This is a genomic window from Siphonobacter sp. SORGH_AS_1065 (genome assembly GCF_030818595.1).
Lineage (GTDB): Bacteria > Bacteroidota > Bacteroidia > Cytophagales > Spirosomataceae > Siphonobacter.
On sequence record NZ_JAUTAM010000009.1, the window covers coordinates 1 to 14674 of the forward strand.

Genomic DNA, 14674 nt, shown 5'->3' on the forward strand with positions numbered 1-14674 from the left:
CCATGAAGGCACAAACACAGTAAAACGGGGACAGTTAATTTCAGATACTAATGAGGGAAAGATACGAGTGCTCATGGGTTCTACTGAAAAGCTGGGTACCGGAGTAAATGCTCAAAAGCATATGGTAGCAATGCATCACCTGGACGTACCATGGAAGCCTTCCGATTTTGAGCAGCGTGTAGGCCGGGGATCACGTAGTGGAAATGAAGTGGCCAGGGATCATTTTGGTAACGAAGTTAAAAACTTTGTCTACGCCGTTGAAAATAGTCTCGATAACTTCATGTTTAACCTGCTGCAGAATAAAGCCTTATTCATATCGCAGATCAAAAATAGCAACATTGGGGTTCGGCAAATTGATGAAGGAGGATTGGACGAACAGAATGGCATGAACTTCTCGGAGTATGTAGCCTTGCTTTCAGGAAATAAGGATCTGCTTGAAAAGGCCAAAATTGAAAAGCAGATTACTTCTCTGGAGAGTGAGAGAAATACCTTTGCTTTAGACGCTTCTAAGCAAACTGAGAAATTTGGGCGGCTTGAATCGGATCTCCCTAAAAGCAAAGCTACCTTACTAGCTCTTCAGGAAGATTTAAAGCTGGCCCAACCCTATTTGGAATCCGCTGGTGCTGCCAAACAATCTATACTTCAACAATCACCTGAGGAGTTAGGCCGGATCATGCTGCATGTCCATCAACAGAAGTATCCTGAAGGGAAAAAAGTGGTCACCCTTAAAGGTGGTTTTGTGTTACAGGTAACCACGGAGAGGGACTTAGATTTAGAATATAATAAGTGGACCATAAAGTCACCAAACGGAATCTCCTACACTCATAATCATGGCAATCTTCAAGCCATCAAAGCTGAAACAGCGGGTCTATACCCCGAGAAGGCTTTGAGTAAACTCCCCGATTTAGTTGCAAAACAAGCTAACCGAGTCGCTACTCTGGAGAAAGATATTCAGGAACTCAGAACTCAGATCAGTAAACCCTGGCCCAAGCAGGAAAAGCTGGATCATTTAAGGCTGGAGCTGAAGCAAATTGAGGCAACTCTAACTAAATCGTTGGCAACCTCCGGCGACGGGGTTACAGTTCAAGAAAAGGCTGTTAAACAGGAGAACTCAAGTGCTTTAGAATCTGAAAAGCCAAAAGTAAATCGTTTAAAATTATAGTATTAACTAATACACATAAAGACTCCTGATTTCTTAAGTAATTACCTTATTCCTTATCTGTATATATGTTATGCTATTTATTATATGATGATGCATTTTATTATAAATATAGGTATATATTTTTGAATTATTCCAACTACACGTACTGTTTCGGTGTCTAATTAATAGATCATTAACAGAACCTCTTATGAAACGTAATACTGCTTTCCTGACCCTTATAGGGCTATTTTTCCTATTGTGCACATCTTCTAGTTGCCACAAAGAGGATAAAGAATTAACAAACTTCACTACACTTGAATTAGGCTACGGCCAAACAAAAACACTATCCTTATCTGGGCAATCTCTCAGTGTCAAATTTATTGACTTGAAAGAAGAAAGGTGTGCGGATTGTACTATATGTTACAAACCTAATGGCATCTATGCTGACGTAATACTGGAGGTTAATAATACACCTCAAACCTTACGTGTGAGGACTTGTACACTTACTGAGGAAATATCTTGGGAGCAGGTTCAGAAGGATCGCAATGTAAGTAGTATAAATTCAACTATTCTGGCAGGAGTTGTTAAATTAACACCTAGTGATACATCACTGGTAAAAGGTAGCTATTCTACAAAAATTATCTTTAACTATTAAATTCTAACCTCTAAATCTACTTTTATGAAAGTATTTTATCTTTTTACTGCTCTTGCAGTTGCTAGCTTGGCATGGTCAGCAAATGGTCAAACATGTGGAACAAACCCAAATGTTCCTAACAATGATTTTGGAGCATCAAGTAGTTATGCTGATCCTACGAATGATTGTGAAATTAGAGTAAACGTGTTTATTCACCTTGTCGGGCGATCTGATGGTTCAAATCGTCCTAGTAGCTCTCACGCCTATAATATTGCCTATAAACTTGGAACATCATTTAGTCCTTGGAAAATAACCATTGACTATCTAGGGTATGATGAAATAAATAGTGATACATATGGTTTACCTAACAGTTTGACATTATTTAATTACACTAACCTTTTTAGTGTAAATGCTCATTCAAACGCAATAGACATTTATGTAGTCCCACAAGGAACTACCACATTCGGAGCTGCTGCGGCAGCTATACCAAGCAAAGCTTTAGTTGTACCCTTAGATTTAGCTGTTAATGCTAGCGGCTTTCCAACAGAAGTAACATCTCATGAATTAGGTCATTGTTTTAATCTATTTCATACCTTTCATGGAACTGCTGAAGGAGGGTCAACGCCAGAACTAGCTAATGGCTCAAATAATACAACTGCTGGAGATTTTATTCCTGATACTCCAGCTGATCCAGTTAATACAATTGGAGCATGTGTAAATAACTGTTCGTATTCTCCTAATTGGTTACAGTGTAATACTACGGATGCAAACGGTCACTCTTATGCTGCTGATCTAACTAATATCATGTCTTACGGTCCAATTAACTGCTTATCCCATTACACACCTCATCAAGCTCACAGAATGAGAACGGCACTAAGAAATGCTTCAGTGCTAGCAGGTGTAAGAACCCTAGCCTCAAGTGCGTTCGATAACAATGCGATTACGGTTGACAATGTTCGTGTTACTTCTACTCCTGTCTTTGTTAGTCCCGGCAGTCACTCCGTTCGCTTAAACACTTTTGGTAACTTACAAAGTATATCATGGAGTGCAAACCCTTCCTGGATACCCATTTATACATTGGGTGCTCAATGCGATTTCACCATTAGTAGCGGTCAGAGTCTAACGTTAAATGTTACTGCAACAACAAGTTGTGGGGGGCCGCAATCACGTTCAATTTCATTTTCAGTGCCTTACTCTTACAAAGTATACCCTAACACTGCAACCAATGTTCTGAATGTAGAGTTTGAAAAGGTTGAATATGAAGAAGGTTTACCTGATGAAGTGGCCCTCATTAGTGAACGTTCGCAGAAAATTGTGAGATCAGTAAAAGTTAGAGAGGCATTTAGAAATAAGAATCTCGAAAATCAGAGCAAAGTAGTGTTTGATGTGAAAAATTTAGCTAGAGGGCGATATTACCTAAAAGTCAATAGTGATCACCTTAGGAACAGTGAATCATCTACCACTCGAATTTTATTAGTTGAGTAACTTTAAATTACGTAATGGATAGGAGATTGTTAAACGAAGGGTTGCCGGATTCATTACCTGCCAACCAAAGTACTGATTTCCAAATACTTAACAAAATTTGCAAAAAATTAAGCCCTGCATAAGCAGGGCTTAAAAAGAGCTGTTTTATCCACAAAGCAGCAGTGTTTATATGAATAGTGCTCTTTTATTTACTAGACTAGTGACGTATTCGTGGACGCACACTCTCTTTAAGTTCTTCCCCTACTTTGATAGGGGCTGGTAATTTATTTTCTTTATTCAGTTCTTGGTTCTGTTTTGTTTCAGTCTTCGTTTGGGAATTATGAATTTGTTCAGAAATTGTATTTTTCCGAGTTTCCCCTATGATTCCTCCATCCTTCCCCACTGTAACGACTAATTCTTGTCCTTTAACAGTTACAGGACTTGGTAACTGATGAGTGTTATATAATATATTTAGTTGGTCTGGAGTTAGAGCCTTATAAATATCTCTTGCTGTAATTTTATCATCTTCTTTCGTATTAGACAAATTCATATGGTTTTTTAATAAACTTACTTCTGTTACCCCATTTTTGCTGGCAGCAGATAGTTTTAGCCACAAGCTGTCTAAATTTACAATTTCCCCCTTTGAGAGCGATTCTTTTTGTTCAACTGTCAATAGTGTTCCATTAATTTTTGCTGGAATTTTAAAATCCTCTATATTTCTGCTAATAATCTGATTATCAGAAAACATAGACACAATATGCTCCTTGCCATTTATAGGAATTAAACCAGGCAGCTCGCGGAATTTTGTAAGAGTTGAATGTTGCTCTTCTGTGAGTTGCTGTTGTACCTCATTTATTGCAACCGAACTTTGAGTGTTAATCTGATTATCTAATGGAGGTATTACTTGGCTTTGTGGTTTCTGGTTTACTTCTTCAGTTTCCTTATTTGAAATAATGGGGCTGTTTGGCTTTATCAACTCCTCGCTTGATATTTTTTGACGATAATTAATCATCCCACTTACTTCTGCAATTCCTGTAGGCTGGCTAGCCGAAAGTTTTACATTTATAACCTTATGACTATCTGAATTTTGGAGTTCTACTACCTTACCCTTTGCTAGTGTATCTTTTTGTTCAGGTGTAAGAGGTATCCCTTCAATCTTCGTTGGAATTTTAAATTCATCTAAAGGCTTTGTTACTAGCTTATTATTAGAAGAAACGGATACGACATGAGTTTTGCCATTTGCCTGGATAAGACCATTCATTTCCTTATGAGTCGATAGTGCTTTGTATTCCTCAGGCGTAAAGGTCTGGCCATAAATACTTTGCGGTAACTTATTCTCTTGTAGGCTCCTTGGTTTACCATTCTCTTGGCTTATTACTAAATCCTTGAGTCCTTTTTGAAGGCCATCTAGAATTCCACCTAAAATTGGATCAACTTGCTTGATTTCATGGCCAGATATGGGTATCAATTTGTCTAATCCATTTATAATACTTTGAGAACCTTTCTGATTATTCTCTTTTGTCTGAATGGAGCTAGTATCAAGCTTTACATTCTGACCTGTGAAAGATTCAAGTATATTATTCTTTGCCTGTTCTAAAAAGTTCAACTTCTTAGTCTGATCCATTTTCTCAGGAAAAGTGATCTCTGGATAAATCTGAGGGGATTCTTTACTAAGAAGCAGTTTAATTGCCCGAGTGATGTCAGGTTCTATGAGTGATTCTATCTGTTGCTTCTGTTGGCTTGTAATCTGGAAAATTTGGTCATACCGTGGCACTTCTCCTTTGTCATTAGCTTGAGTCAACTCAGCAATATTCTTCCGAATATGAATTTCTTGACCGCTTATTCCCAAATAATGCAGATCATCCGTACTGGATGGATAGTTATCCTTTACTACTGCATATGCCTTTTGGGCGTCTCTTTCATCTGTATAAACTTGAATGTTCCGTTGACCTGGCTCTTTTCCTTTCTCTGTAAGTATGTATAAGGGCCTTTGGTCAATAGTATCATCTCCTTTACCCTGAATAAAAAGCTTATCGAAATTTAACGATTGCTGAGCTGCTTTACCGGTAGCAAAGCTTGCCTTATCTAAGGGAGTAATATTGATAAAATCCAGTTTTAAAAAATCTTCTCTAGTTAGACCGTAGAACTTAGCTTGTTGATTTTTGGCACTTTCTCTTAACTCATTTTCCAATTCCTTATTTATTGGAACAAGTTGCTCAGCCTGTTTCTGAGCTAATGATTGAGTTTCATTGAGTGGCATATGGATTCGCGATTAGTTAGTAACTGAGCAAGTCAAAAAATAACAATAAATATCTATTTGTAACTATTATTTTGTAATAATAAATAATTACAAGTGATTTATATCAGATATTTATACAAATAATATACACAAATAGATATTTTATATGAAAGTAATACTTGCCGAAAAGCCCTCTGTAGCGAAAGAGATTGCGAACTTTCTAAACGCCAACGTTAGAAAAGATGGGTGGTTTGAAGGGGATACTTATGTAGTGACATGGGCATTTGGTCACTTAGCTGGAATTGCACCTCCGGAGGAACACGGATTCTCAAAGTCTTGGTCTCTTGGTGAATTGCCAATAATTCCTACGTCCTTTAAAGTTATACCTATAGGTGATGATTCTGCTTTAAAACAGTTTCATACTATAAAAAGCTTACTTGAAAGAGCTTCAGAAATTGTTTGTGCAACTGATGCTGGCCAAGAAGGAGAGTTAATTTTTCGTTTTATTCTGCATTGCACAAACGCAAAAGCTCCCGTAAAACGGTTATGGGTATCGAGTCTAACGAAAGAAGGAATCGCAAAAGCATTTAACAATCTCCGGCCCTCTGGTGAATATGACAATCTATTTTTGGCAGCAAAGGCCAGAAGTGAAGCAGATTGGCTAGTAGGGATGAATTTGACCAGGGGTTTAACTTTATCGAAGGCAAAAGACGGGAAGATTCTGACTGTTGGAAGAGTACAAACCCCTACCCTATCCATGATCTGTTCACGTTATCTTGAGCATGTCAACTTCAAAAAGACCAACTACTTCGTGCCGATGCTTGAACTTCAGCACTCAGGAAAAACCTTTTGGGCTAAGCATCAACAACAGTTCACTTCAGTAGAAGCCTCAGATCATGTAGTCAACGTAATTAATCAGATTACTACCATTATCTGTAATGAGGCTAGTACAAAGAGAGAAGTGGAAAATCCACCAACTCTTTTTGATTTGACTGCTTTGCAAATCATGGCTAACAACCGGCTCGGTTTAACAGCAGATCAAACCCTTATTGCAGCCCAAAAGCTATATGAAGCCAAGTTAATTACTTACCCCAGAACTGATAGTTGTTATCTAAGTACGGACATGGAGGCGGACGTGAGACGTATACTTTTAACCTTAGTTCATCAATATCCGCAAGCAGGAGCCATATGCTCACAACGAGTAAGTCAGCGTGTATTTAATGATGAAAAAATTACCGACCACCATGCGATCATTCCAACTTCCACAAGATCTGCTATTACGCTTACCGGATCAGACAAACAGATTTTCGAATTAATTATTGAGCGATTTCTACAAGCCTTATCATTTGAGTGTCTTAGAGATAAAACGTCTCTATCTTTTTTAAGTAATGGCCATCTATTCACTTCATCGGGATCAGTAATAGTTCAGCCTGGTTGGCGATCCATAGAATCGGTCAGGTCAAAGGCAGAGCTGGACGAAAGCAAAGAAGATGGCGATTCAAAAGATTTACCACCGGTAAATAAAGGTGATACTTGTCTAATCGTTCAAGCAGTAACAAAAAAAGGAACTACTATTCCTCCTGACCTTTTAAAGGATTCAACACTTCTTAGGCAAATGGAAACGGCTGGAAAATTAGTGATAGGCGATACACTGACTACAGAACAAAAGAAGTTTGGGCTGGGTACTCCGGCTACAAGAGCAAATATTCTAAATCTGCTGATCAGTCGCCAATTTGTGGTTCGTGAGGGTAAAAAACTAATTCCAACTCCTTTAGGTCTATCTGTGTATAATCTAGTAAAGGATTTTCCAATAAGCAATCCCGAGGAAACCGGAAAGTGGGAATACTTACTATCACAAATACAGGATGGACAGATAAGCTATCAAACATTCATGTCAGGTATTGCATCTTTCACTCGTGAAGCTTTTACTGCCATAACTAGTCAGCAACAACAACTGAAAAGTACAAGTACTCAGCTAAAGAGCATCACCTGCCCTATTTGTCAAAAAGGTCAAATTCTTTTAAAGAAAAGTTTTTGGGGTTGTAGTGAGTACTCTAAAGGGTGCAAATTTTCAATCTCGGCTGAGATTGCCAGCAAGAAGCTTACTGAGGCACAAATTAAAAAGCTCTGCGAAAAGGGGAAGACTGATGTCATTAAGGGTTTCTACTCTTCTAAGACAAATACTACCTTCGATGCAGCTTTAGAGATAAAGGGTGATAAAGTATACTTTTCATTCTAACGCCATTATATTGTCAAATATCAACTTAATTAATTTCACTTGACAATATGAAATCAATTTATGAACCTGTTTAGTTTTTTTATTTTTAGAAATCTTACGAAAGAAAATGATAAAGAAGGCCATAAAATGTAAGGTCTTCCAGTTGCGAACCGAAAACTCAAAGTGTACCCATATCTAGCCAAGCATTCGACCTTTCAATGGCCACCCGATCCGCATATAAGGCATCATCGAGCACATGTTGACCCGGCTCATAAGCTACGAATAAACCATTATGTGTGTTAGGCCGCACATTCAAGACGATTTGCTGAACTTCGCAGGCGGCTCGCAACTCATCGGCATCAAAGCCCACATCAGCCTTTAGAAAAAACCCCGCTCCGGCCTTTAGGTTTCAGATAGATGCCAGACTCTTTCTCGATCAGGAAATCCGAGCTGCCCACTAGAAAGGATGAAATTTCGCCGATCATACCCCATTATCTGGCGACAGAACAGAACAAGAGGCTTTTATGGCATGATGGCCGACCTTTAAGGACGGCCATCATGCCAGAGTTTGTTCATAGTCCACTTCAATTACTCTCCCGTACAGAAACCTCCCTACAAATGCTTTGCAAGCCATTCCCACTGCTCATTGGTTAACCACCCAGCATATTCACCTTTGTTCACTTTACTAACAAAGAGGCTGTCATTTTTATCGATTTGCTTACTTAATCGATCGTTCAATTGTACAGCAGTCTCTGTTGTCCAAACCAACTAGGTGGAGTCCATAATGTGAGAATACTCTCCGGTTTCTTTTATTGCAGCCCAAAGGCCTTCATAATTTTGACCTGCCTTGTTCAGATCATAGGAAACAGAACAAACAGCCATTAAAATAAAATTTGGTACAAACCATTCGGTACAAAATTTTATTCTACCCATACCCTCGTACAGTTTTCTGTCATTTTGTCTTGCTCCTTACAGTTGCATTTTTCTACTGACCATTAGCCTATACGTTAAGAATTATTATAATTTTTCTTATCCGCTAGGTTACATTTTATCGTCTTGATTGATATATGGATGATTTCGGTGAAATAGCCGGGTCGATAGGTGATCTCGCTGAAAATCAGCATCTTTAAGTAAACACTAGTTCTGGTACTTTTTTAAACCAACCAAAACTTATGAAATTCTCTACCTGCCTGACAATCCTGTCATGTTTCCTGCTCCTCCCTTTTTTGTCCAACGCCCAATCCAACCAAAGTTTAATTATAGCCCCACAATCGGAAATCACCTACCGCGTATCCGTTCGATCCGATCAGCAACTACGTTTATCTGCACGGGTAAGTGCTGTAACAAAAAGACGGGGCCTGTCTGACGTTCGCGTGTCGGCAGGCTTACCCATTATTCTGCCGACTGCCACACCCTCCGGTGGAGAGACAAAGAAAACTCATTCAGGTGTATCCGTTTGGGTACCTGCTCTCCAACTCAGCAAATACAAGGGGCATGGCTACCTGAAGATTTCGGGGTTCGCACCATCTGGTGCAAGGATACAAAGTAAGTCGGCAATGGCCAGACTGAACTCGAAAGGCGGTGAATTGCGGATCGATATGCTCCATCCGAACGCCGGCGACGTAGAAATCACCGTTGGCAATACTGGGAAAACACCCATGAAAGTGGACGACCTTCAAATGAATGCGACGAGCAGCTCGAAAATCATAAAGCGCTCCGGTAACGAAACAGCCAATTTTACCATGCCCGCGGGCCAGCCTGACGGCGATTGTTCAACCTGGTGGTCGGCCTGTGAATGCTGGACAGCCTGTGACCCGTATAATACAGGCGGTACTTTTGGTATTCCGGTAATCGTTGTTGGTTCCGGAGGTAGTGGTAGTGGATCTGGGAGTGGCAGCGGAACTGGTGGGGGAGGAACCGGTACGGGAGGCAGTAGTGGCGGCGGTGGCGGCGGTGGAGATGGTAGTGACGGAGGCACAGGTGCCGCGATTGAAGATGTTCCAGAAAAACAGTTGCGATCCTTCATCGCCCGAAAATTTAATTGCTCAACCTCAGTACCGTTGTATGTAAACGTCGGTGATAGTCCCAATCTGACGAAATTAGGTGTGACCGTTAATCCAGACGGAGATTACCAAAATACCATAACCGGAACGAATACATTAGCAATAGCAAACCCAATGGGAACATCAACAGGAGCCCTTATTGGCATGACTATAAATGTCTCCCCCATTGTTTCGGCAAATGCATCTGATTGTGAGAAATTTGTCATCTATGGACACGAAATGATCCATATCATGCACTATACTGAACACTGGGCCGAAGCAAAAGCGAATAGTAACCTGTTTGATAAGTGTACAGAGTATGCAGCTTACAAGTGGACACTTGACGCCATCGCAGCAGCTCCTTGTACGTCCGCCCTTCTCACGCAAATAAAGAATACGGCGAATTCGGTTCTTGCTGATGCAAACCAGACACAGAACTGCAACTGGAACTATAACTATTCCTGTATTCCTAAACGGTAGTCTAGCATGAAGCCTCGATTTGTGAAATTCTTATTTGCTCCCCTTGTACTGATTTCAACGCTTGCTGCAGGGCAGTACCCCTTATCTGCACAATACATGTGGAATACGGGACTTGTTAGGGAGAAAGGATCTGAAGGCGAGATTTATAGATATTTCGTGATGGAAATACATTCAGATGCGACGTTTGAACTCCGCGTGTGTATGGTTCCTAAAGGCAGTACGCGAGTTGCGTACGACCCTCTCGCAGCAGGGTCTGTTTTAGCAAAAGGGGATACCTTGCTATTGACGGACACGTTGGGAATCAAGCCTGGTGCTTATTTTAATGTATTAAGCCAGAAGAAAATGGCCTTCGTCCAAGGCAAGGAATCTGGCAGGATAATCACCTCTGACCCCCTGCTAGCGGGTAATCATTTCTACCAAACCATGTATTTCTATCCCGAAGGACAAAAATGGAAGTACGGAGGCAGAGATCCGGAAGGCAGAAAGCACAATTGGTGGGCAATCTACGCACGGGATGGAACGCCAATTCATTGGACTCAGTATGATCATGGGGTTATTTTGAAGGAAAAATAGATTCTAAGAAATGATAGACAAGGGAGATGCCAGCATGCCGACAACTCCCCTGTCCCGCCAAACGGATTGGGACGCGGTCGGTTGAAGGCGGCTTCTCTTAGCAGACTCGCTGCTTGCTCATCCAGTCGATGATCCTCACTGGTTCATTCCACACGCCAGTTGGCCTGCATTTCAATCGCCGTTTTCCGCTGCCATTCCCAGATCGGGTTCGTCGGTTTGGCCGGCTGAAATCCTGGCGGGTTGTAAAGTTTGGGCTTCTCAAACGTTCTTGGCGTCCGGTCAAGCTGTTTGTCGATATACTCGATCTTTGTCCGGGCCTCGCTGACGATGTATTCGTAGCCTTCCGGAAACGGATATTCTTCCTTTTCCTCCCTGTCTTTTTTCATGTTCGTAGGGATTTAATTTTCTTGAAATATCCTCCGGTTTTGATAGAATAAGTCTGCATGTCATATAAGGATGGGAGGCGACGATGGACTTTGACGAACACCTGCTGGTCAACGTATTCAACGGCGACAGGGACCGGTTCGAAGCAGCGAAAGCACTCGTTATCGCCAAAAGCCGGAAAGACACCGTCACCTGGCAAACGCTCATTACCGATGCTCCTTATCAGAACCAGACACTCAACCTGGAATCCATCGAAGCTTACACCGGACTTGCGTACCGGCTCGAAAACGTGAGCTTCTCCCCTTTCCTCTCGTTCTTAGTCTGGAAGAAGTAGGCCAGTGCCCATACGATTTGGTCTACCTGGCCCGTATGACACTGAAATGATCCAGTAACGCTTTTCGCTGACCTGTCGGAACGGGAATCCGGTGCTGAACATACTCGACTTCGGGAGCGGAGTAAGCACTTACGAGATAAGATTTGAGAGTGCTTTTTTCCACTTGTACGGGATTTGCACAACGACTTTAGGAATCTGTCCCATTTAGAGGGCAATTCGCCAAACGTCCCTAGTTTGATATTTATTATCCTTTTACTAGGGTGAGTTGACAATTAAGCCAATAAAATAAAAGCTGAAGCTAGATAAATGAAAGCAGCAAAACAGACGGCTGTTTTCTCATACCGAGTCGATACCCGTCGATACTGTTTTAATCGGTTAAAGTAACGCTCCACTTTATGGCGATCTTTGTACAAATTCTTGTCAACAGGCCGCAGGACTAACCTATTCTTTTTAGCGGGAATTCATTGGGTTAACCAATCCAATAAGGTATTGGAATCATACCCTCAATCAGCTATGACCGCACCGGTTTTATACTCAGCTAATAAGTTTTTCACTTGCTTGATGTCAGCCTGTTGGCCTACGCTTAGAATAATATTCATGGGATTACCCAGAGCATCCACAACCGCATAACGGCATTGATAAAGAGTCGGTTATCGGTAGCTGACCGCCCCACATCTCCGATTTTGCCCGGTAGTAAAGCAGCGATTCGTTCCCATTGTTGATCTGTAATATCGTAGCGACGCATCAAGCAATTGTACTCATTATCGAGGGGGCTACCTAATTGTCAACACACCCTAATTTTCTTTATATGCATCCTTGATGTATAAAGCCATTAAGCGAAAATCCTTATGGTTACATATATCAAGGGAGACTAATTACATCGCTCCCTATCAAAAATTAGTCTTCGTTAAGCCTATTGAAAGTAAGAGCAGTAAAACAAAGGGCCGTGTAAAGCCCTTTGTTTTACTGCTCTTACTTATTTTTTACTATTCAAGATACGCTGATCAATCAAATCCGTAAACGACTTACGATAAGATTCTCCTAAAGGAATGCTAGCAAAGTTACTCTGACGTCGAATGATTATAAGATCTTTTTCTATAGTATGGACCTTATTCAAAGCAATTACGTACTGTTTGTGAACTCGTGAGAATTGATCTGGGGGCAGCTTGCTTTCTACCTCGCTAATGGAGAGAATGGTATTAATTCGATCATTTTCAGTGTAGATTGATATATTATTTCTTTCACTTTGAATATAACATATATCCTCATATCTAAGGCTTTGCAGCTTACCATCGGCTTTAATGAAGATGTAATCTGAATCGAAACCTTTGCCCTCGTTCTTGAGTGAGTGCTGAACCCTTTGGACCCCTTGCAAAAAGCGGTCAAATGAGAAAGGCTTATGTAAAAAGTCAGCTACATTTAATTCATACCCATTCAACGCGTATTTGGCATAGGCAGTCGTGACAATGAACTTCAAATGTTCGCCACTCATGATTTTGATAAAATCAATTCCATCAATCTCGTAATTCGGCATCTCTATATCAATAAAGACCAAATCAACTGGCGTTTCCTTTAAGTACTTAATAGCTTCAGTAGGATTTGTAAATGAGCCCCTTAGAATCAAGTAAGGTACTTTCATTATAAATTTTTGCAGGTGCTCAACTGCAAAGTCTTCATCATCAATAACTATACAGGAAATATTCATACTGCTTCGGCCCTTCTCTAGGATGTCATCTGGTTGGGTACTTTCAGATAACAAGTAAATGATAGTTCGTCCATGTCCACTTTGAAACTATGGTTTGACGGGTATGTTAATGATAGTCTTTGCCTGATATTCTCAAGACCTACATGCGTTGAATCCACAGAAGGCCTAGTACTCCGCTTATTACGCATGTTAAACTCAAAACTTTCCTCCGAACACTCCATCTTGATAGAAAGAGGAAACATTGGATCATTAGTAATTCCATGCTTAAACGCATTTTCCACCAAACTTATTAAAATAAATGGTATTATTTGAGTATTTTGTACATTTCCATTTAAGTATAAATCCACAAATAGCTCTTTGTGCCTCAGTTTATGTAACTCTATATATTTCTCAATGTATTTAACTTCCTCCAGAAGGGGTACAAATTCAGAGTTCTCTTTGAGGCTATATCTCATGATATCTGAAACCTTAAGGATTGCTTCCGCTAATTCTTCAGAATAGCTACAGCTCTTTGCATAAAGGAAGTGTAGTGTATTATATAGAAAATGAGGATTTAATTGGGATCTGAGAAAATTGACTTCAGACTTAAGTTGAGACTGCTTCAATAGCATTTTTTGCTCTTCCTCAAGATTTTTCTCTCGCTCTCGATCTAATTCAGTTTGATTAAACGCTTCGATGGCTGCCTGAATATCACTTGTAGCCTCTGGAATCATTTTAATTATGTCATGAGAAATTCCCGTAAAGAAATATGCGGTAAAGAATGCTATCAGTATAAAGACGACCCACATATTAAAATACCGAAAAACGGTAGGGGGGTTTAAGCCTTCGTTGCGAAGAATCTGTTGCCGTTTTAAGGCTTCAGGATTTTTAATTTCAAGGGCATGCTCGTAACGTATTGCTTCTTCTCTGGTCAGATAGTGATACCTGTAATCGAAGCCGATACGATTAGAAACATAAAACAGAACAACCATCACCACCAAAAACCATATAAAAGCCGGTTTTCTACCTAATAAAATCGCTACCAAAACAATTAAACTGTGACCAAAAGCAAAGTCACCCATTATAGAATCATAGGACGGGTTACCTACACCAAGCATTAATAGACTGGACATGAATAATAAGACCAGCATACTAGCATACCTTAAAGCAATGTCCAATTTGCTATCCGCCTTTGTAATAATTCCTAAAACGACCTCTTTTCCGCGGATGATACTATAACTATATAAGGCTGAAATAAAGTTGATTAGCCCCACAATGACATACACAACCCCTAAAAGTGTAGCAGGTACAAAATAACCATTACTTAGTTTCTCACTAGTTACATAGAATAAGCAGAGAATTATGTAGCAACAATTAAGTGACAATAGTAATTTACGCTGGGTCTTATCGAAAGGTTGTAGTAATTGACTACGCAGTTTCTCCAAAGGGCTTGTAATAAGGCTCGATGTTTTTTCCATTGT

The 14674-nt window shown here is 40.3% G+C and carries 13 protein-coding genes and 1 pseudogene; 7 read left to right on the top strand and 7 right to left on the bottom strand.

Annotated features, from left to right (window positions below; genetic code table 11):
* The 3 genes from QE390_RS24040 to QE390_RS24050 all read left to right on the top strand — a co-directional run.
* Positions 1-1162: helicase-related protein (locus QE390_RS24040; protein ID WP_307144250.1), on the top strand; the 1162-nt coding region annotated here is incomplete at its 5' end.
* A 187-nt stretch (positions 1163-1349) separates the two neighbouring features.
* Positions 1350-1796 carry a hypothetical protein gene (locus QE390_RS24045; RefSeq protein WP_307144251.1) on the top strand — a complete coding sequence of 149 codons (447 nt, stop codon included), beginning with the start codon at positions 1350-1352 and terminating at the stop codon, positions 1794-1796.
* A gap of 24 nt (positions 1797-1820) precedes the next feature.
* Positions 1821-3260, top strand: coding sequence for a M43 family zinc metalloprotease (locus QE390_RS24050; protein ID WP_307144252.1), 1440 nt, complete (start codon positions 1821-1823; stop codon positions 3258-3260).
* 196 nt (positions 3261-3456) lie between these two features.
* Here QE390_RS24050 and QE390_RS24055 read toward each other — a convergent pair whose 3' ends face one another.
* Positions 3457-5499 (bottom strand): DUF3945 domain-containing protein, encoded by a 2043-nt coding sequence (locus QE390_RS24055; RefSeq protein ID WP_307144253.1) that lies wholly within the window; start codon positions 5497-5499, stop codon positions 3457-3459.
* 145 nt (positions 5500-5644) lie between these two features.
* Here QE390_RS24055 and topB point away from each other — a divergent pair, with 145 nt between their 5' ends.
* The 3 genes from topB to QE390_RS24070 all read left to right on the top strand — a co-directional run bounded on the left by topB (position 5645) and on the right by QE390_RS24070 (position 10791).
* Positions 5645-7717, top strand: coding sequence for a type IA DNA topoisomerase (topB, locus tag QE390_RS24060; RefSeq protein ID WP_307144254.1), 2073 nt, complete (start codon positions 5645-5647; stop codon positions 7715-7717).
* 1151 nt (positions 7718-8868) lie between these two features.
* Positions 8869-10218, top strand: a complete 1350-nt coding sequence (locus QE390_RS24065) for a hypothetical protein (RefSeq protein ID WP_307144255.1) — start codon at positions 8869-8871, stop codon at positions 10216-10218.
* Positions 10219-10224: 6 nt separating this feature from the next.
* Positions 10225-10791, top strand: coding sequence for a hypothetical protein (locus QE390_RS24070; protein WP_307144256.1), 567 nt, complete (start codon positions 10225-10227; stop codon positions 10789-10791).
* 143 nt (positions 10792-10934) lie between these two features.
* Here QE390_RS24070 and QE390_RS24075 read toward each other — a convergent pair whose 3' ends face one another.
* Complete coding sequence (locus QE390_RS24075) at positions 10935-11177, bottom strand: hypothetical protein (RefSeq protein WP_307144257.1); 243 nt, start codon at positions 11175-11177, stop codon at positions 10935-10937.
* An 83-nt stretch (positions 11178-11260) separates the two neighbouring features.
* Here QE390_RS24075 and QE390_RS24080 point away from each other — a divergent pair, with 83 nt between their 5' ends.
* Complete coding sequence (locus QE390_RS24080) at positions 11261-11509, top strand: hypothetical protein (RefSeq protein WP_307144258.1); 249 nt, start codon at positions 11261-11263, stop codon at positions 11507-11509.
* Between the two features lie 22 nt (positions 11510-11531).
* Here the strand turns inward: QE390_RS24080 and QE390_RS24085 are convergent, their stop codons facing one another.
* From QE390_RS24085 to QE390_RS24105, 5 genes and pseudogenes are all read right to left on the bottom strand, one after another.
* On the bottom strand, positions 11532-11672 hold the full coding sequence (locus tag QE390_RS24085) for a hypothetical protein (protein ID WP_307144259.1): 141 nt from the start codon (positions 11670-11672) through the stop codon (positions 11532-11534).
* Between the two features lie 109 nt (positions 11673-11781).
* The gene (locus QE390_RS24090) at positions 11782-11922 is read right to left on the bottom strand and encodes a transposase (protein WP_373424576.1); all 141 of its coding nucleotides are present in this window, start codon (positions 11920-11922) and stop codon (positions 11782-11784) included.
* Positions 11923-12113: 191 nt separating this feature from the next.
* A pseudogene (locus QE390_RS24095) lies at positions 12114-12254 on the bottom strand (IS5/IS1182 family transposase); the annotation flags it as partial.
* 231 nt (positions 12255-12485) lie between these two features.
* Complete coding sequence (locus tag QE390_RS24100; RefSeq protein ID WP_307144261.1) at positions 12486-13214, bottom strand: LytTR family DNA-binding domain-containing protein; 729 nt, start codon at positions 13212-13214, stop codon at positions 12486-12488.
* A gap of 17 nt (positions 13215-13231) precedes the next feature.
* Positions 13232-14671: a sensor histidine kinase gene (locus tag QE390_RS24105; RefSeq protein WP_307144262.1), complete on the bottom strand. Its 1440-nt coding sequence runs from the start codon at positions 14669-14671 to the stop codon at positions 13232-13234.
* Positions 14672-14674 lie beyond the last annotated feature (3 nt).